This is a genomic window from Bifidobacterium sp. LH_419, assembly GCF_056356955.1.
Genome location: NZ_JBKEVG010000010.1, coordinates 31903 through 51524, shown reverse-complemented (window position 1 = coordinate 51524; position 19622 = coordinate 31903). Strand labels below are relative to the sequence as shown.

Annotated in this window: 14 protein-coding genes and 1 tRNA gene; 8 read left to right on the top strand and 7 right to left on the bottom strand. The window is 67.2% G+C overall.

From position 1 onward, the window contains the following. Positions 1-149: 149 nt before the first annotated feature. From AC1AYX_RS07395 to AC1AYX_RS07385, 3 genes are all read left to right on the top strand, one after another. Positions 150-2333 carry a circularly permuted type 2 ATP-grasp protein gene (locus AC1AYX_RS07395; protein WP_476502900.1) on the top strand — a complete coding sequence of 728 codons (2184 nt, stop codon included), beginning with the start codon at positions 150-152 and terminating at the stop codon, positions 2331-2333. 72 nt (positions 2334-2405) lie between these two features. Then, on the top strand, positions 2406-3206 hold the full coding sequence (locus AC1AYX_RS07390) for a transglutaminase family protein (protein WP_476502899.1): 801 nt from the start codon (positions 2406-2408) through the stop codon (positions 3204-3206). An 83-nt stretch (positions 3207-3289) separates the two neighbouring features. After that, a tRNA-Ser gene (locus AC1AYX_RS07385) sits at positions 3290-3375 on the top strand. Positions 3376-3643: 268 nt separating this feature from the next. Here AC1AYX_RS07385 and AC1AYX_RS07380 read toward each other — a convergent pair. Further along, positions 3644-4747, bottom strand: a complete 1104-nt coding sequence (locus AC1AYX_RS07380; RefSeq protein ID WP_476502898.1) for a hypothetical protein — start codon at positions 4745-4747, stop codon at positions 3644-3646. Positions 4748-4825: 78 nt separating this feature from the next. On the opposite strand from AC1AYX_RS07380, the gene nusA reads away from it, so the two are divergent. The 4 genes from nusA to AC1AYX_RS07360 all read left to right on the top strand — a co-directional run bounded on the left by nusA (position 4826) and on the right by AC1AYX_RS07360 (position 11296). Beyond that, positions 4826-5929: a transcription termination factor NusA gene (nusA, locus tag AC1AYX_RS07375; protein ID WP_476502897.1), complete on the top strand. Its 1104-nt coding sequence runs from the start codon at positions 4826-4828 to the stop codon at positions 5927-5929. 183 nt (positions 5930-6112) lie between these two features. Continuing rightward, positions 6113-9130, top strand: coding sequence for a translation initiation factor IF-2 (gene infB, locus AC1AYX_RS07370; RefSeq protein WP_476502896.1), 3018 nt, complete (start codon positions 6113-6115; stop codon positions 9128-9130). Positions 9131-9355: 225 nt separating this feature from the next. Next, positions 9356-9895: a 30S ribosome-binding factor RbfA gene (gene rbfA, locus AC1AYX_RS07365; RefSeq protein WP_476502895.1), complete on the top strand. Its 540-nt coding sequence runs from the start codon at positions 9356-9358 to the stop codon at positions 9893-9895. Positions 9896-9949: 54 nt separating this feature from the next. After that, entirely contained in the window at positions 9950-11296 is a 1347-nt protein-coding gene (locus AC1AYX_RS07360) for a tRNA pseudouridine synthase B (protein WP_476502894.1), read from the top strand. Between the two features lie 55 nt (positions 11297-11351). Here AC1AYX_RS07360 and AC1AYX_RS07355 read toward each other — a convergent pair whose 3' ends face one another. The 4 genes from AC1AYX_RS07355 to AC1AYX_RS07340 form a co-directional block, all read right to left on the bottom strand. Beyond that, positions 11352-12623 carry an ABC transporter permease gene (locus AC1AYX_RS07355; RefSeq protein WP_476502893.1) on the bottom strand — a complete coding sequence of 424 codons (1272 nt, stop codon included), beginning with the start codon at positions 12621-12623 and terminating at the stop codon, positions 11352-11354. A gap of 62 nt (positions 12624-12685) precedes the next feature. After that, positions 12686-13411 (bottom strand): ABC transporter ATP-binding protein, encoded by a 726-nt coding sequence (locus tag AC1AYX_RS07350; protein ID WP_476502892.1) that lies wholly within the window; start codon positions 13409-13411, stop codon positions 12686-12688. Then, the gene (locus tag AC1AYX_RS07345; protein ID WP_476502891.1) at positions 13408-14805 is read right to left on the bottom strand and encodes a peptidoglycan-binding protein; all 1398 of its coding nucleotides are present in this window, start codon (positions 14803-14805) and stop codon (positions 13408-13410) included. Before AC1AYX_RS07345 ends, AC1AYX_RS07350 begins: the two co-directional genes overlap by 4 nt. Beyond that, positions 14802-15866, bottom strand: a complete 1065-nt coding sequence (locus AC1AYX_RS07340; protein ID WP_476502890.1) for a hypothetical protein — start codon at positions 15864-15866, stop codon at positions 14802-14804. The genes AC1AYX_RS07345 and AC1AYX_RS07340 overlap by 4 nt, the downstream gene beginning before the upstream one ends. A 326-nt stretch (positions 15867-16192) precedes the next feature. Here AC1AYX_RS07340 and ribF point away from each other — a divergent pair, with 326 nt between their 5' ends. Beyond that, positions 16193-17317, top strand: a complete 1125-nt coding sequence (gene ribF / locus AC1AYX_RS07335; protein ID WP_476502889.1) for a bifunctional riboflavin kinase/FMN adenylyltransferase — start codon at positions 16193-16195, stop codon at positions 17315-17317. Positions 17318-17356: 39 nt separating this feature from the next. On the opposite strand, the gene AC1AYX_RS07330 is transcribed toward ribF, so the two are convergent. After that, a complete protein-coding gene (locus AC1AYX_RS07330) occupies positions 17357-18127 on the bottom strand; it encodes a DUF1829 domain-containing protein (RefSeq protein WP_476502888.1) in 771 nt (256 codons plus the stop codon). Next, entirely contained in the window at positions 18124-19617 is a 1494-nt protein-coding gene (radA, locus tag AC1AYX_RS07325) for a DNA repair protein RadA (RefSeq protein WP_476502887.1), read from the bottom strand. The genes AC1AYX_RS07330 and radA overlap by 4 nt, the downstream gene beginning before the upstream one ends. Positions 19618-19622 lie beyond the last annotated feature (5 nt).

Sequence of the window (19622 nt, the reverse complement as noted above, 5' to 3'; positions counted from 1 at the left end):
ATGCAGTGACGCGATGATGCGACGATTGTGATGATTGCGACGATGCGGCGGTGACGTGTTCGTAACATTGGCGCGCGTTTGCCGAAACCGGGTCTTCCTACGGTGAGTCGGGTACGAAAGACAAGACCCATCACAAGGAAAGTGGCACGATGATTGAATCGGCGGCGAGCAGGCTTGCGGCGGAACTGGTGGCGCGACGTGAGGAGATCAACCGCGAACTGAGCCGCAACGGCGTGCGGTTCGGCGTGTACAAGGACGGCGTGTACAAGGACCGTCTGTTCCCCTACGACCCGATTCCGCGCGTCATCGAATCCGACGAGTTCGACGAGCTGGAGGCGGGCCTGAAGCAGCGCGTCAACGCGCTGAACGCCTACCTCAGGGACATCTATTCGGAGAAGCGGATCATCCACGACGGCGTCGTGCCCGAGGAGTTCGTGTACACGTCCGCCGGCTACTACCCGCAGGTCAACGGCGTGACGCCTCCCGGCGGCGTGTTCGCGCACATCGCCGGCGAGGATCTCGTGCAGGGCGAGGACGGCCGCTGGTGGGTGCTCGAGGACAATCTGCGCATCCCGTCCGGCGCCAGCTACCCGCTGTTCGCCCGCGACATCGAACGACGCACGAATCCGCGACTGTTCCGCGAGATTCACGTGCGCGACAACCGCGACTACCCGCGCCTGCTGCGCAAGTCGATGGACTTCGTCTCCACCGAGGGCATCGCCGTGGTGCTTACGCCGGGACGCTACAACTCCGCGTTCTTCGAGCACGCGTATCTGGCGGAGAAGACCGGCGCGACGCTCGCCTTCCCCGAGGACCTCGAAGTCGTCGAGAACAAACTGTTCTTCCTCGACTACGCGGGCAACCGCCATCGCGTCGGCGTCGTCTACCGCCGACTCGCCGACGACTTCCTCGACCCGTTCGCGTTCAACCCGGATTCGGTGATCGGCGTGCCGGGACTCCTGTCCGCCTACCGCGCCGGCAACGTGGCGATCGTCAACGCGCCGGGCAACGGTGCCGCCGACGACAAGGCCATCTACTACTTCGTGCCGCGCATGATCAAGTACTACCTCAACGAGGAGCCGATCCTGCACAACGCGCCCACCTACATGCCGATGTTCGAGAAGGACCGCAAGGAGGTCCTCGACCGCATGGGCGAGCTCGTCATCAAGGACGTGGCCGAGGCGGGAGGCTACGGCGTGGTCTTCGGCCGCGACCTTGACAAGGCGAAGCGCGAGGAGCTGGCCGACAAGATCAAGACCGACCCGCGCCGGTTCATCGCGCAGGAGATTATCCAGTTCCGCGACATCGACGTGGTCGACCCGGCGACGGGGGAGCGGAGCCCGCGCAAGTGCGACCTGCGCGCGTTCGTCGTGACCGGCCAGAACACGCACGTGTGGTATTCCGGCCTGACCCGCTACTCGTCCGTGCCTGGCCAGATGATCGTCAACTCCTCGCAGGGCGGCGGCTTCAAGGACACGTGGGTGCTCGCCCCGTCCGACGGCAGCAAGGACTTCGCGCGCGGCGCCGAGATCGAATCGGTGAGCCTCATGCCGCATGCGCGCAAGCATTCGCTCCAGCTTGTCACCGCCTCGAAGGCCGACAACCTGTACTGGCTGGGCCGCTACACCGAACGCGCGTTCACCACGCTCGTCCAGTTCTTCCCGTTCTACGACCGCGTGATGGATGAGAACCCAGACGCGTTCCGCCCGTTCGCCCGCGCGCTCGACCTGCCGGAGGACTTCGAGGACTTCGACACGTTCATCCACTCGTTCCTCTACGACGGCACGAACCCGGATTCGGTGCGCTCCGCCATCGTCGCCGCGTTCAACAACGCGGTCATCCTGCGCCCGGAATTGAGCTCGCGCCTGCTGCAGTACGTGGAGCTCGCGATGACGAACATCACCGACGCGGCCGAACGCTCCGCCAGCGCGGAGGACATCTACACGCAGCGCGACGTGGCCGACGACATGCTCGCCTTCTGGGGCGGCATCGAGAACTCGGCGGCGGACATGACGCTCAAGGCGTTCATCTTCATCGGCAAGTACATCGAACGCATCGACCTGTACACGCGCTTCGGCATGCCGATGGCGGAGATGGAGGCGCCGCTGCGCAAGCTGGAGACCTACGCGCACGCGCTCGACGGCATGCCGCTGCCGCAGTGCTTCGCCGAGGGCGTGAGCTGGCTGCTCGGCCAGCTGCCGCAGCGCGGCTACCCGGAGCTCAACGGGCGCCTGCAGGAGTTCCTCAGCGACTTCGGCCGGCGGTCCATCCACGGCGACATCAAGGACGGCAGCTCGCTGAGCTCGATGAACATGGACGCGCGCAGGCCGTGACCTGGGTCACACTGGTAAAGTTGGAAGACAGTATGTCGTTCCTATGCCGTCCACTTTCCCGGAGCCTGAAGCATGAAAAAACTGGTGTTTGATTATGAGATGAAGCTCAGCTTCAGCTCACCCGTCACCGACCACCGGTTCCAGTTGCGGTGCATCCCCGCCACCGGCCCGCGCCAGCAGGTCGTGGACGTGGAGATCGACATCGAACCGGACGTGGAGTTGGAGACCACCATCGACTCGTTCGATTCGGTCGTGAAGACCGGGTACATCCCCGAGCCGCACGACGTGTTCAACTACAAGGTGACCGGCATCGCGTTCGTCGACAACGAGCACATCAAGCCGGAGATCTACAAGCCGCTCTACCGGTTCGACTCCGCGCTGACGATCCCGGGGCCCGCGGTCGAGGCGCTGACGGCGATTTGCCGCGGGCGTCTCGCCGCCCTGCCGGACAGCGCCTCGCCGATCGACAAGGCGCGCGAGATCATGGACGAGGTGTTCCGCGCGTTCGTCTACACGCCCGGATCCACGACGATCCGCACGACCGCCGAGCAGGCGTTGGCGCAGCGCAAGGGCGTGTGCCAGGACTACGCGCACGTGATGCTCTCCGTGGCGCGCCACTGCGGGCTGATCGCGCGCTACATCGCGGGCCTGCTGGGCGGCGAGGGCGCGACGCACGCGTGGGTGGAGATCTATCACAACGGCCGGTGGATCGGCCTCGACCCGACCCACAACCGCATGGTCGACGACAACTACATCACGATCGCCCACGGCCGCGACTACCGCGACTGCATGCTCGACATTGGCATTTTCTCCGGATACAACGTCCAGCAGAGCCAGTGGGTCAACGCCTCCGTCCACGAGCAGGAGCTGTAGCGGCGGGTCGCGCGCGACGCGCGGTGATTTGCGTATCGGACGAACAGGCTTATAATGAACAGGTTGCGTTTTACGTGACGACTGGATAAGTGTCCGAGCGGTCTAAGGAGCACGCCTCGAAAGCGTGTGAGGGCGAACCCCTCCGCGAGTTCGAATCTCGCCTTATCCGCGATATCAAGGGCTTCGGGAATTCCCGAAGCCCTTTTCGTATGCGGCCGTTCTCTGGCCCCCTCTGACGAGGGGGCTGTCAGCCGAAGGCTGACTGGGGGAGAGACAGCGGCCGCAGGCCGCGGAAGATACGGCATCGGCCGCAGGCCGATTCGATGTTCCCGCGGCCTACGGCCGCTCATCTTCTCTCCCTCCGTCATCGCTTCGCGATGACACCTCCCTCGTCAGAGGGAGGCGATGTTCCGTAGAGGGGGCCGAGGAGCCGTTGCTCAGCGGAAGAGGGCGGAGTCGGCGGAGGGGTAGCCGAGCTCCATCGCACGCCAGGCGCGGGCGGCGGCCATGCGGGCCAGCCAGGCGAGCGTCTTGCGCGACGGGGACGAGGCCGTGCCCGAGGCGTCGGACGAACCGGTGCCGCTCGAATCGGCGGTGCCCGAGCCGGATTCCGCGGAGCCGGAGCCGGCGGCCGATCCGGAATCATCCGTCGTGGAACCAGTCGTCGAATCGTAGGTGGCGGTGCTGTTGGACGTATCGGATTCGGCGGCGATATCGGACGAATCCGCATCGTCGACGCCGCCGATCGCGTCGAGGTAGGCGCGGGCGCAGTCCATCTCGACGACGGCCACCGTCGGCGCTGTCACGCCGGCCGCGGAATCCTCGATCGTGTCGGGATGTGCGAGAAGCTCGTCGACGGCGTACACCTTCTGACGTGGGTCCCGGCTCGCACCGGACAGCGTGAACAGGCGCTGGGCGGCGGTCTTGTGGTTGTCGGAGGCGGCGAGCGTGGCGTCGTCGACGCCGCGCGCCGCCAGCACCTCGAGCGCGAAACCGGCGCGGTCCTCCGCCAGCGACATCGCCGCCAACGCGTCGGCTCCCGCGTCGAGCCGCACGACGTCGCCGTAGTCGACGGTCGGCGGCGTGGGCGAGGCGACGCCGAGCGCCGCGCCGAGCGTCTCGGTGCGGTAGGCGACCTGCGCCGAGCGCAACGCGCCTTCGGCGAACCGCGACGTGCAGACGGAGGCGACGGTGAGCCACGCGTCCGTCGCCGCGAGGCCGTTGAGGTAACGCATCATCGTCGGCTGCGCGTCGGCCGTGCCGGCGTCGCCGCCGGTGCCGGCCTGCGCGGTCAGGTAGGCGCTTTCGCAGGCGCCGAGTTTCGTCGCGTCCGTGTTGCGCGCTTCGAGATGCGGCGTGGCGCATCCCGCCAGCGGCGCGACGAATGCGCATACGGCGACGGATGCGGCGAGACGCGAGACGAGACGCGATGACGTGGGATGCGATAGGGGACGCGACCTGCGGCGCGAGGCGAGACGGGCGATGACGGCGCCGGGGCCCGTGCCCCGCGCGCCCACGGCTGAATCTCGAAGTGTCTGCATAAAACAGTAGAGTAAACATCGACTGTGACCAAATGGGCCAAGAGCCGATATAACTGAACTCAAGGGAGGTCTTGCGACATGGAACTGGACCTGCAAGGCATGCACAAGCTCGCATCCGAGCAAGGAATCGACCCGGCCGCGCTCGACGCGGCCCTCGCCGAGGCGCTGCGCCTCGCCTACATGAAGACCTCGCACCCGGCCAAGCACGCGCGCGTCGAACTCGACGAGCGCGCCGGCACGTTCACCGTGTGGGCCGCCGACGAGATTCCGGGCACCCCCACCGAGGAGGACCCGCACCCGGCACCGACGCTCGGCGAGGAGTACGACGACACCCCGCGCGACTTCGGCCGTCTCGCCGCCGCCACCGCGCGCCAGGTCATCACCCAGCTGTTCCGCCGCGCCGAGGACGAGCGCGTGTTCGGCGCGTTCTCCGGTCAGAAGGGCAAGCTCATCACCGGCATCGTCCAGCAGGACGTGAAGGACCCGTCCAACGTGCACATCGCCGTCGGCGATGTCGAGGCGATCCTGCCCCGCCGCGAGCAGGTGCCGGGCGAGCGCTACCGTCACGGCCAGCGTCTGCGCGTGTACGTGGTGAACGTGGGCCGCGGCGTGAAGGGCCCGGAGATCATCGTCTCTCGTTCCCACCCGGAGCTCGTGCGCAAGCTGTTCGAGCGCGAGGTCCCGGAGCTCGTCTCCGGCGCCGTGTCGATCATGGCGATCGCGCGTGAGGCCGGCGCCCGTACGAAGATTGCCGTCAAGGCGAACACGGACGGCGTGAACCCGAAGGGTGCGCTGATCGGCCCCGGCGGCGCCCGCGTGCGCGCCGTCATGGAGAACCTCGGACCGGAGAAGATCGACATCGTCGACTACTCCGACGATTCGGCGAAGTTCGTGGCCTCCGCGCTGAGCCCGGCCGTCGCGACCGGCGTGCAGGTGATCAGCGAGAAGAACAAGACCGCGATCGCGTTCATCCATGACGACCAGCTGTCGCTCGCCATCGGCAAGGAGGGCCAGAACGCGCGTCTGGCCGCCAAGCTTACCGGTTGGAAGATCGGCATCGAGTCGTCCGAGGCCCACGCGAAGAAGGTCGCCGCGGAGAAGGCCGCTGAGGCCGCCGAGGCTGCCGGTGCGGCGTCCGGCGACGCCGCCTCCGCCCCGGAATCGGCCCCGGAAGCGAAGTAACCGGAAGGCTTGCGCCCGGCGTGCCCACATCCAGCGCTTTGAGTATGCTTGATGCGGTATGCCGGGCGTAAGCATGCCCGGCCAAAGAACGAGGATTACACGATCATGGTCGCACGATGAACAGGCTCGTCGTCTTCAAGTTTTGACCGCGCAGGCGCGTGGTCACGGATAGGAGAACAAGTAGTGGCGAAACCACGCGTTTATGAAATTGCCAAGGAACTCGGCATCGACAGCAAGACCGCGCTGGAGAAGCTGAAGGATATGGGGGAGTTCGTCAAGTCCGCCTCCTCCACGGTCGAGCCCCCGGTGGCTCGCAAGCTCAAGTCCGCCTTCGCGAAGCAGGGCGGCAACGGTGGCCAGGGCGGCAACCGTCAGAACGGCGCCGGCTCGCACGGCGCGAAGGGCGCGCGTCCGGCGGCCCCGTCCGCGCCGCGTCCCGGCCAGCATCATCCGTCTCCGGCCCCGACTCCGGGCCCGGCGGCGTCCCACACCTCCCACACGTCCTCCGCGCCGACTCCGGGCCCGCGTCCGGCGGCGCCGACCCCGGCTTCGGCCGCGGCCGAGCACGAGCAGCGTCCGGTTCCGGGCGCGCGTCCGTCCGCCCCGCACCCGGGCCAGCATCGTCCCGGCCAGGGCGGCGCGCAGGCCGGCGCCGGCTCCCGCGGCGAGCGCGGCGATCGCGGTCAGCATCGCGGCGAGCGCGGCGAACATCGTGGCGAGCGCCGCGGTGAGCGCCCCGGCCAGAACCGTTCCGGCGCCCCGCGTCCGGGCGGCGAGCGTCGCGGCGGCCAGGGCCGTCCGACCGGCGCCCCGACTCCGGGCCCGCGCAACAACCAGCCGCGCGGCGGCCAGCAGGGCGCTCCGCGTCCCGGCCAGGAGCACGGCGGCCAGCAGGGTCAGGCCGGCCAGCGTCCGCACACCCCGGGCCCGCGTCCGGGCAACAATCCGTTCAGCCGCAAGCAGGGCATGCACACGCCTACGCCCGGTGACATCCCGCGTCCGCATCCGATGGCGCGTCCGACCGTGAACGACAGCCGCAACGGCGGCGGTCGTGGTCGCGGCGGCGCCCGCGGCGGCTTCCGCAACGGTCGTCCGGGGCAGGGCGGCGCTCCGCGTCCGGGCCAGTGGGGCCACAACCGTCCGGGTCAGGGCGGTGCGCAGGGCGGCGGCGCCCGCGGCGGCTTCCGCTCCGGCACCGGCACCGGCGGCTTCCAGAACAACGGCGGTCCGAGCAACGGTCCCGCGCGCGGCGGCGGTCGCGGTCGCGGCGGCGCGGCCGGCGCGTTCGGCCGTCAGGGCGGCAAGAGCTCCAAGGCGCGTAAGAACCGTCTGCAGAAGCGCAGGGAGTACGAGGAGATCAAAGCGCCGACCATCGGCGGCGTGCGCATCCCGCGCGGCAACGGTCAGACCATCCGCCTGCGCCAGGGCGCTTCCCTCGCGGACCTCGCGGAGAAGATCAACGTCAATCCGGCGGCCCTCGTCACCGTGATGTTCCATCTCGGCGAGATGGCCACGGCCACGCAGTCCCTCGACGAGTCCACGTTCCAGATCCTGGGCGAGGAGATCGGCTGGAACATCCAGATCGTCTCCGCCGAGGAGGAGGACAAGGAGCTGCTCCAGCAGTTCGACATCAACCTGGACGAGGAGGAGCTGCAGGAGGACGAGGATCTGAAGCCGCGTCCGCCGGTCGTCACCGTCATGGGCCATGTCGACCACGGTAAGACCCGACTGCTCGACACGATCCGCAAGACCAACGTCATTGAGGGCGAGGCCGGCGGCATCACCCAGCGCATCGGCGCCTACCAGGTGACGGTCGAGCTGGACGGCGAGAAGCGCAAGATCACGTTCCTCGATACCCCGGGCCACGAGGCGTTCACCGCCATGCGTGCCCGCGGTGCGGAAATCACCGACGTGGCGATCATCGTCGTGGCCGCGGATGACGGCGTCATGCCGCAGACCGTCGAGGCCATCAACCACGCGAAGGCCGCCCACGTGCCGATCGTCGTGGCCGTCAACAAGATCGACAAGCCGGGCGCGAACCCGGACAAGGTGCGCGGCCAGCTCACCGAGTTCGGCCTCGTGCCGGAGGAGTACGGCGGCGACACCATGTTCGTCGACATCTCCGCCAAGCAGAACATCAACGTCGACAAGCTCCTCGAAGCGGTGCTGCTCACCGCCGACGCGGACCTCGACCTCAGGGCCAACCCGGATATGGACGCCCGCGGCGCCACCATCGAGGCGCGACTCGACAAGGGCCGCGGCGCCGTGGCGACCGTGCTCGTCCAGCAGGGCACCCTGCACATCGGCGACGCGATCGTGGCCGGCACTTCGTACGGCCGCGTGCGCGCCATGCTCGACGAGAACGGCAAGCACATGAAGGAGGCCACCCCGTCCACGCCGGTCCAGGTGCTGGGCCTGACCTCCGTGCCGACCGCAGGCGACCTGTTCCTCGTCGCCCCGGACGACCGCACCGCGCGTCAGATCGCCGAGAAGCGCCAGGCCACCGAGCGTGCCGCGCAGCTCGCGAAGCGCCGCAAGATCGTCTCCCTCGAGTCCCTGAAGGAGCAGTTCGCCAAGTCCGAGGTGGACATGCTCAACATCGTCATCAAGGGCGACTCCTCCGGCTCCGTCGAGGCGCTCGAGGACTCCCTGATGAAGATCGAGGTGTCCGACGAGGTCGGCATCCAGGTCATCCACCGCGGCGTCGGCGCGATCACCCAGAACGACGTCAATCTCGCCACGGTCGACAAGGCCGTCATCATCGGCTTCAACGTGCGTCCGAACCGTCAGGTGCAGGACCTCGCCGACCGCGAGGGCGTGGAGATCAAGTACTACTCGGTCATCTACCGCGCCATCGAGGACATCGAGGCGGCCCTCAAGGGCATGCTCAAGCCGGAATACGAGGAGGTCGTCACCTCCCATTCCGAGATCCGCGAGATCTTCCGCTCCTCCAAGTTCGGCAACATCGCCGGCGTCATGGTGCAGGACGGCGAGGTCAAGCGCGGTACGAAGTGCCGTATCCTGCGCAACGGCGTCGCCACGGTCAACGACCTGGAGATCTCCTCGCTGCGTCGTTTCAAGGACGACGTGCAGTCCGTCAAGGAAGGCTACGAGGCGGGTATCAACCTCGGCACCTTCAACGACATCGAGCTCGGCGACATCATCGAGACCTTCGAGATGCGCGAGGTCGAGCGCAAGTAGCGCACAATGGTCGCCTCCGCGGGAAGCGGAGGCGGCGGTTTTCATGCTCCCCCTGTCAGGGGGAGCTGCCGAACGAAGTGAGGCTGAGGGGGTTGCAGGGCGCGACCGGATGAGGCCGCGTGACCCCCTCAGTCGTCTACGACGACAGCTCCCCCTGACAGGGGGAGCAAACTGTATGGGGCTCCCCTTCCCCGGATGCGGGAGCGAATCATCGAAAGGACTTTCATGGCAGGAACGAATCCCCGCGCCGCGCGCATCGCGGCCCTGATCCAGCGCGTCATCGCGTCCTCCATCGAACGCGAGCTGCATGACAAGCGACTGACGAACATCACCATCACCGACGTGCGCGTGACCAACGATCTGCAGATCGCCAAGGTCTACTGGACGCAGTACGGCCACGAGGGCAAGGAGGCGGGCGAACGCAAGCGCGCCCAGCAGGCCCTCGACCAGGCGAAGGGCCATCTGCGCAAGCTCGTCGGCCACAAGGCCGGCCTGCGCCTCACCCCGCAGCTCCAGTTCGTGTTCGACGAGGTGCCGGGCGAGGCCCACGAGATCGAGGACATCCTCGCCATCGCGCGCAAGCGCGACGAGGAGCTCGCCAAGGCGCGCGCCACCGCCCAGTACGCGGGCGACGCCGACCCGTACAAGCACGACGAGCCGGAAGACGCCGACACCGAGGCGGATGGCTTCGACGACGATGCGGATTCCGACGACGATTTCGACGACATGGACGATTTCGACGTCACCGCGAACGACGCCGAATGACGACGATCGCCTCTCTTTGAGGGAACGAGACCTGCGGAGGTGCCCAGAATGCCGATGACCACCACCACATGCGCCGACGGCCTGCTGATCGTCGACAAGCCGAAGGGCGTGACCAGCTTCGACGCGGTCGCGGCCGTGCGCGCCGCGCTGCACACGAAGAAGGTCGGGCACGCCGGCACGCTCGACCCGATGGCCACCGGCATGCTGGTCATCGGGTTCGGCCGCGCCACGCGCCTCCTGCAGTACATCGTCGAACACGACAAGACGTATGAGGCGACGATCCGCCTCGGCCTCGCCACCACCACCGACGACGCCGAAGGCGACATCATCCCGCCCGACACCGCCTCCCTGCGCTCCCGCTGGCGGGAGCTGTCGGCGCAGCCGACTGAGGGTGGTCGTCCGGACGCGTCGGATGACGACGCCACGAACGCCGCCCGTCTCCGCGCCGTCATCGCATCGACGATCGCCGAACGGTTCACCGGCGACATCGAACAGATTCCGAACACGTTCTCCGCGATCAAGATCGACGGTCAACGCGCCTACGATCTCGCGCGCGCCGGCAAGGACGTCGCCCTGAAGGCGCGTCCCGTCCACATCGCCGAGTTCGCCGTGCTCGCCACACGCGAAGGCGTCGCAAGCACAAGCGACCCCACTTCCCCGCTGCAAACTGACTCCACGTCCCGCTCCCGCTGGCGGGAGCTGTCGGCGCAGCCGACTGAGGGTGGTCCCGAGGGCGGCTCCGAAGTCGAACAGACGGAAGCCGTCGTCCCCGTCATCGACGTGGACGTGCGTGTGAGCTGCTCGTCCGGCACGTACATTCGCGCGCTCGCCCGCGACCTCGGTGAGGCGCTCGGCGTCGGCGGGTACCTCACCCGCCTGCGCCGCACGCGCGTCGGCCGGTTCGCGCTGTCCGACGACCATTCCGGTCTCGCGCAGGTGACCGTCCTCCCGGCCGTCACGGACGCCGGAATCGGCGATGATACGACCGGAACCGGCGAAACCGCGCCCGCTGCGATGCAGGTGATCGCCGCGCACGCCGAGCCGAAGACGTTCACGAACCGCGACGGCGAGACCGTCACGCGCAACCGTTGCGTGCTCGATACGCCCGCCGGACTGTCCGGCGACGCGCGCGGCGACTGGCTGCGCGCGCGTGCCGTCGGCATGGCCGACGCGGCGCGCGGCGCGATGCCGGTCGTCGCCATCACCGCCGACGAGGCGCGTGAACTGCGATTCGGCCGCCGCATCGACCGCGAACTGGAGAAAGGCGTCCACTACGCCGCCATCGTGGCAGAAACGCGCGATGACGCGGCCGGTGCCATCGCCCCCGCCGACGTGGCCGCCATCATCGAACGCGCCAACCGCACCCAGGCCAAGCCCGCCGTCGTCTTCCCGGCGGCGTGAGCGGCGGGAGACGACGGACAGCGTGGCGGCCGAATGCCGTCCGCCACGTCGTCCGTCACAGATGCTGCAACGCGGCGACCGGGCTGATGCGCGACGCCTTCCACGCGGGATAGAGACCCGCGAGCACGCCTGTCAGTATGCCGAGCGCGGGACCCAATGCGAGCAGCAGCGGGTCGATGACGGCCGTCCATGATTGCGCCACGCATACGACGAGTACCGCCGCCAAACCGAGATTCATGCCGAGCAGACCGCCGATGCCGCCGAGCACCGCGGTCTCGCCCAGCACCTGGGCGGCGATATGGGCGGGACGTGCGCCCAACGCCCGGCGCAATCCGATCTCCGGGATACGCTCGTAGATCGATGTCAACGTCGCGTTCGCGATGCCCACGCATCCGATGAGCAGCGCCATCGCCGCCAATCCCAGCAACAGGCCGGACATCGATGATTTCACGCCGCCGGTCGCTTTCGACCAGTCCGGTGGCGCATCCACGACGAATCGGTCGGGGGCGTCCGGCCGCAACGCATACGGTGCCTGACGTGAGATGAGTTGCGCCGCGCCCAGTTGCGTGTGCACCATCATCTCCGCCGGAGAATCCGCGGAGGGAGCGCCGTACATGCCGATCGCCGTGCTGACGGGAATGACGCCTGCGGTCGACAGTTGCGGAATCTCCGGTACCGCGCGCATGACACCGATCACCGTGTACGGTTCGTCGCCGATATAGACGGACCGCGGCGTCGTCGGATCGCCGTCCATACCAAGCGCCTGTGCGGCCTTCGTGCCCAGCACGATCACATGTGAACGATGCCGGACATGCGCCGCGTCGAACGGTACGCCGGACTTCATGCCGGCCCCGATGCCGAAGATCCCCGTATCCGCGGCGTACACGGGGAACGAGGACCGCCCACTGGAACCATCCGCCGCCATGGCCGACGCCGGTGATGTGCGTATCGCCGCCGGACTGCCGTCATCCCCCGAACCGGTCGATACGCGCCAGAACAGCGTCGCCGATTCGACGCCATTGAGCCGTTCCATGCGTTTGCCGGAATCCAGCGGAAATCCCAAGCCCGGCACCAAGCCGGCTGTGTCGCCGGTCTCGCTATCCCCGGCTGCGTTATCACCGTCTCCGGCACCCGGCTTGTCCGTGATGTGCACGGTGGTCGCCTCCAGCTCGTCGAAGCCTTCACTGATCTGGCCATTCGCGCTTTGCGTCAGCCCGATGATGCCGATGAACGCCGCGATACCCAGCACGGTACCGACCAGCGTCATCAGTGTGCGCGACGGGCGTCCGGACAGTGATGACACCACTTCGTAGATGAAATCGGACATCGTGATACGCGATGTCGCGCGTGATTTCGCCCGCGACGCGGAACTCGACTTGAACCATGGCCTCATGATGCGCACCGCTCTTCCCGAACCACGCCGTCCTCCGTACGGAACACACGGTCGGCGAACCGCGTCTGCCGCTCGTTGTGCGTCACCATCACCACCGTCATGCCGTCGTCATGCAGCTGCGCGAACAGACGCATGATCGACTCGGCGCGTTTGGAATCGAGATTGCCGGTCGGCTCGTCGCATAGAATCAGCCGCGGTCTGCCGCAGATCGCGCGCGCGATCGCGACGCGCTGCTGCTCGCCGCCGGACAGATCGCGGGGCAACGACTGCGCCTTGCTCCCCAATCCCACACGTTCCAACGATTCCAACGCGCGACTGCGTCGCACGTCGCGCGGCACGCCGCCGTACAGTCCCGCCATCGCGACATTGTCCAGCACGCTGCGAGCGGCGATGAGATGGAACGCCTGGAAGATGAATCCGATGCGTGAGGCGCGCAGATACGCCGATTCCGCGGCGTCCATCGCACTCACGTCACGCCCCTCGAACCGGTAGACGCCCCGCGTGGGCGCGTCCAACAGGCCGATGATGTTCAACAGCGTCGATTTGCCGGATCCCGATTCGCCGACAATCGCCGCGAACTCGCCCTCGTGGATTGTCAGGGTCACGTCGCGTAGCGCGTGGACGGGCACCGCGCCGCCATACTCCCGGTCGACGTGTTCGAGTTCGATGACCGGTTCCGGCAGGACTCTCGTATCATCCATCGGCGTCACTGCTCCCGTCATCGTCCGCCTACCGCCACGCGGTCGCCTGCGCGCAGGTCCTTCGCATGCGTCGGCGTGACCTGCACGTACCCGTTCGCCTGCACACCGACCTTCACCGGCACGCGCGCGAGCTTATCCTCCTCGCCGCTCCCGCCGCCCGTGACCTTGATGACCGCGTCGCCGCCATCCGTCGCGGTGGTGAGCGCGCCGATCGGCACGGCGAGCACGGCGTCACCCGTGGTGGCGCGTGTCAGACGCACCGTCACCTGTCGTCCCGACAGCGCGGCGTCAAGCGGCTGGTCGCAGTTCACGGTGACGATCGTCGCGTCCGTGTGGACGATGCCGCCGACCTTGCACGGCAATCCATCGCCCGTCCCGGTCTCCACGATGGCGCTCGTACCCGGCACGAGTCCGTCCGTCTGCGCGGAATCCAACGTGGCGTGCACCACCAGCGCGGACGAGGCGAGCGTCAGCACCGTGCCGGACGCGTCGCCGCCGACTTGTGACGTGACGTCGGCGACCGTCGCCGGCATGTTCGGGACGAACACGATTTCGGCGCGCGGCATCGTCGTGCCGGAACGCGCCTCTACCGCCTCCAGCGAGGCCTCGGCATCGGCGAGATCCTGCTGTGACGTGGCGTCGCCGCCGGACGCCGCCGCTTCGGCTGCGCGCACGGCGGCGCGCGCCTGCCGAAGCGACTCGTCGTCGGCGCCGGTGCCGCCGTCGGCCTGCGTCGCGTCATAGCCGTTATCGGCGTACAGCCGTGCGACCGCCGCCTTGGTGAGTGGACCGTAATAGCCAGTGATGCCGCTGCCGTCCAACAGTCCCAGCGCGGTCAGTCCGGTCTGCAACTGTATGACGTCGGGGCCTTTCATACCGGGTTTCATATCGCGCCAGGCCGGCAGCGCACCACGGAACGCGAACACCGGTCGGCCGGAGACCTCCGCCACGATCGTGCCGTCGTTGACCGCCGCGCCTTTGGCGAGCGGCAGTGCGGTGACGATCGGGGAACCGGTGGCGGCGGGTGCGCTTGGGGTCTGCTGGGTGGAGGAGGTATCGCCGGATGAGTTCGTATTGGTGTCGGGCGCGCCTGCGCCGGTGCCCGATGCGACGGCGCCGGTTCCGTTCGTCGCCGCTCCCTGCCCGGAACCGGTGACGGAAACCGTGTTTTCGGCTTCGACGGTGCCTTGGACGGCGATGACGTCGCTGACCACTTTCCGCTCCACCTTCGCGGAAATGATCGATGGCGTGGGTGCGGCGGAATGCGCGGCGATATCCTGCGGCGATTTGATGGCCATGCCCGCCACGAAGCCGACGATCGCCGCGACCACGGAGATCGCGGCGACCAATACCAGCCAGTGGCGGCGCAGACGCTCGACGATGCGGCGTTTGCCGCTCTTGGGAGTGACGCTCACTGTCCGTCACCTTTGGCGAGTTCCTCCTGTGCCTTGAGGAACATGGCATCCGACAGGCGCTTGATGGTGTCCATCGTCGCCTGGTTGTCACGCACGGCCTGCGACTCGTACTCATAGGTCACGTCGGTCACAGTGCGCATCAGACCGCTGGATGCCTTGCAGCCGGCATCGGCGACGGCGATGTTCCGTTCCTCGTCGGTGACGGTGTGCGTGCCGCCGCCTGCCGAACCGTTTCCGGATGCGCCGTTCGTGTAGTGCTTGACGATGTCGCGCGGGTCGTTGTATTCGTAGCCTTTGCCGTCCATGCACGTCTTCCAGTCGCCGATCGCCTTGGTCACGCGGGAATCCTGCAGGGCGTTCTCATCGGCGTTGCGCCGGGCCGTGTCGTAGGTGCCGATTTGGGCGAACCATTCGTCGTTGTATCCCAGGGCGGTGGTGTTCTGATTGTCGCAGCCGGTGCCGTCCGGATTCGCCAGCGCCTTGACATAGCCGGAGGAGGAAGGGCCTTTGAGGGAGGTGCCGTTCGGGGACTGTTGCGTGTTCGTGTTCTTCTGTGTGTTCTTCTGTGTGTTCTTCTGTGTGTTCTTGGTGGACTTGTAGAGCTTGTCGTATTGCGGGGCGTAGCCGTACTTGCGCGCCCATGCGGCGGTCAGCGGGCCCCACTGCGGCGCGTACATCGCCTCGGGATCGTCGGTCGCGGCCTCCATGCCACCCGTGTCTTCGTAACGATAGCCGCGTTCCGCCATGCATGCGGTGTTCATCATCACAAGGGCCTGATTCACCGTGTCCTTCTTGTCGCCCTGCAGGAAGTACTGGTCGAACGGCGATCCGGTTTTGAGGTCGGCGGTCTGGCCGGTACCGGTGTCGTTGGCATCGTCGTTCGCGCCGTCGGATTCGCTGCTGGATTTGCCTCCGGACTGCGACTGTGACGACGATCCGCCGTTCTGACCGTAAATGTCTTCTGCAGTCAGCCCGTCGCCGGCTGCGCCGCTCTGCCCGCACCCCGTGCAGAGCAACAGCATCGTCATGATCAATGCCGACGATTTTACGATCCAGTCCATCGATTCCCCTTAGCGATTGTCTCCCGATGATGACCCGCACCGGCGTCGTCATTGACTTCGAACACGAAAGCGCGCAGCTTCGTTTCGTTTCCGATGATATCGAAACGTGCGGGGGGGGGACAAATCTAGGGCGGGTTGGGCGAAGTCGTTTGGAGGATGAACGACTGCGCCATGTGGCGCCGCGGAGCCTGCCGTGAGGCCACTTCGTCGGCGTTTGCTAGAGTGGTCGCGGCGAAATCGGGCCGCGATCGGTCGCGGATAGCGCCGCGGGCGGCGCCGTGGGCATCACGGCGGTCATCACCGCGGCGACGAGTATGAGGAGCGCAATGGACATCACCTATCTGACCCCTGACGAGACCGGCGACGTCGAGTGGCCGTCCTTCGACAACGACAAGCGATCGGTCGTCACGGTCGGCGCGTTCGACGGCATGCACCGGGGGCATCAGGCCGTGGTCGACCGCGTGGTCGAACTCGCGCGCAAGCATGACGCGTTCTCCATCGTCATCCTGTTCGACCCGCGTCCCGCGTTCGTGCACGGCTGGGCCGCCGCGCACGACGGCGAGGAGCCGGGTGCGGACGTCATCGACGCGAACGCGCTGAGCGGCGTGGACGACCGTCTCGCCTATCTGGAGCAGGCGGGCGTCGAACACGTGCTTGTCGTGCGCTACACGCTCGCGTTCGCCGCGAAATCGTACATCTTCTTCCTCGGCCGACTGGTCGGCAAAATCGGTATGCGTACGCTCGTGCTCGGCTCCGACGCGGCGATGGGCGCGGGCCGCAAGGGCGACGTGAAGGCCATCTCGAACCTGGCCGCCGGCGCCGGCGTGTTCGAACTCGATGTGGTCGACGACCGCGGCCCCGGCGACGTGCGCATCCCGCGCGACTGGAAGCCGGAAATGCCCGCCGAATGGGGCGAGCCGGCCGACCCGTTCGCGAACGCGACCAAGGCGGAACGCCGCGCGTGGAGCAAGAAGCATCAGGCGAAGCTGGCGCGCGCGTGGAGCTCCACGAACGTGCGCTACCTGCTCGGCCACGGCCGCATCAAGGATGCGAACGCGATCCTCGGCCGCCTGCACAGCGTGGTCGGCGAGGTCGTGCACGGCGAGGAGCGCGGCCGCACCATCGGCTTCCCGACCGCGAACCTCGGCGACGACGTGATCGGCTACCTGCCGGTCGACGGCGTGTACGCCGGCTGGCTCGTGGATGGCGACAAGCGCTGGCCCGCCGCCATCTCCATCGGCACGAAGCCCACGTTCAGCGAGAAGACCGGCCTCAACGAGCGTGTGGTCGAAGCGTACGCGATCACCGACGACTGGCTGGAACTCTACGGCCACAAGGTGCGCGTCGAATTCGCCGGCTTCCTGCGCCCGCAGGTCAAGTTCGACGGCGTCGACGCCCTGAAGGCCGAACTCGCCCGCAACGTCGAAGAGACCAAGCGCCTCACCGCCTGACACGCTCGCAGGTTCGCGCAGGCGGCATAGGGCATACGCCTATGCCGCCAGCTCGATGGGGGCTCGTTTCCGTAGCTCCGAATAGGCGATGACACTCACCCCGTAGTTACGGAACGCCTGTACGGCCCCATCCCGTAAATCGCCGTTCCGGTCGTCACCGATGACGATGAGTTTGGAATCCTGCCGTTGCGGGTCTCCTACGGTGTCGTTCCAACCGAACATGATGCTCTGCATGGTGGTCTTATCCAATCGGTTGGGAGCCTGACAGAACCGTGTGGGGTGATTGGCACTACGCTGGAACAGAAAATCGAAATTCACATCGTAACCGGATATGCCACGCACCTGCACGTTCTCCGTGTAGTACACCCCGCAATCGGTGAGTTCAGTGGCGACATCCTCGGCGAAATACTCGGAGACACGACGCTGGGACGCCTCCATGACGGCACCGATGCCGTTCAAGGCCTGAACATACCGGTTCAACGCGTCGGCGCGCCCCTCGTCTGAGGACAGAGTGACGCTGCCGTTCGATTCGATGCGGGCACCGTATTTGCGGGCGATGCGTTCCACACGCCCTCGTCGTGTTTCGGTGAGTGTGATGCCGTTCTGATGGAACGCCTCGAGCGTATAGCCGTCATCGGTGAAACTGATGGAAGGGCCATCGGTCTTGGCGTAGAAACACAGGTCGTCGTTAGAACGGTCGAGGAACGGCAGCGTGATTTCCTGCCAATCGCCGAGCATGCGGAAGGAGGATTCACGTGCCAGCCATTCTCCATACTCCTCGACGAGGGTTTCGGCATTGATGACGGTCATAGCAGGACCCCCAAGGCGGATTTGAGGGTGGCGACCTGGACTATGGTGAGGCCGGGGATCTCGACGCGTTTGCGCATGCGCGGCACCACGGCCGTCGTGAAGCCCAGACGAGCCGCCTCGCGCAGGCGGTATTCCAATCGCGGCGCCGGACGCACCTGACCGGTTAGGGAGATCTCGCCGATCGCACACGTGGTGCGGGGGATTGGCGCATGCTTCGCCGCGCTCGCCAACGCGGCCACGATCGCCAAATCGCACGCCGGTTCCTTCGCGAGTCCGCCCGCGATCGTCGAGATATACAGGTCGTTCTGCAGCAGGTTCACGTGACCATGCCGGTACAGCACGGCCACGAGCATCGCGATGCGGTTCGAATCCACGCCGTTCACCGCGCGGCGCGGCGTCGGCAGCACCGAATTCGTGACCAGCGACTGGATCTCGATCGGCAACGACCGGTGGCCATCCAACGTGAACGTCACGCACGTGCCCTCCACTGGGGAAGGGGCGTCATCGCCTGCGCCGCCATCTCCGTCAGTACCGTCGCCCGAATCGCCGCCGCCCGACAGGAACAACCCGGCCGGATCGGTCACCTCCTCGATGCCTTCGCCGCTCATGTCGAAGCAGCCCACCTCGTCCGTCGGGCCGAAACGGTTCTTCACCGCGCGCAGCATGCGCAGCGCCGTCTCGCTGTCGCCCTCGAACTGGCACACCACATCCACCAGATGCTCCAACGTGCGCGGACCAGCGATCGAACCGTCCTTCGTGACATGGCCGACCAGCAGCACCGGCACGTCCAGCGTCTTCGCCACGTCGATCAGCGCGCTCGCCACCTCGCGCACCTGCGTGGAACCGCCCGAAATGCCATCCACGTCCTGCGAGACGATCGTCTGCGCCGAATCGACGATCGCCAACGTCGGCCGCTCACGCTCGATCAGACCCAGTACCGTGCCCAGATCGGTGGTGGCGGCGAGCAGCAGGTTCGGCTCCACCGCGTCGATACGCGTCGCGCGTAGACGCACCTGCCCCTGCGACTCCTCGCCCGACATGTACAGCACCTTGCCGCCCGCCGCCGCATGGGCGCGCGCGATGTTACCCGCCGTCTCCAACAGCAGCGTCGACTTGCCGATGCCCGGCTCGCCGGCGATCAGCACCACCGACCCCGGCACGATGCCGCCGCCCAGCACCCGGTCGAACTCGGAGAATCCCGTCGGGATGCGCGTGACGTCGTCCGTGCCGACCTCGGTGATCGGCACCGCCGCCGATTCCGCCACCACCGAGGCCTGCGTATGCCCGACGCGCCCGCCGCCCGCCGCGCCGCGACCCACGCCGGCACCGCCGGCCGCACCCGAGCCGCCGCTGCGCCGCGCGGCCGCCGGCCGGGCCTCGTGGAACTCGTCCACCGTGCCCCACTGGCCACATTCGGGGCATTTCCCATACCATTTCGTGCCCGTCCAGCCACATTCCGAGCACAGGTACTGCACATTCGTCTTCGCCATGCCTC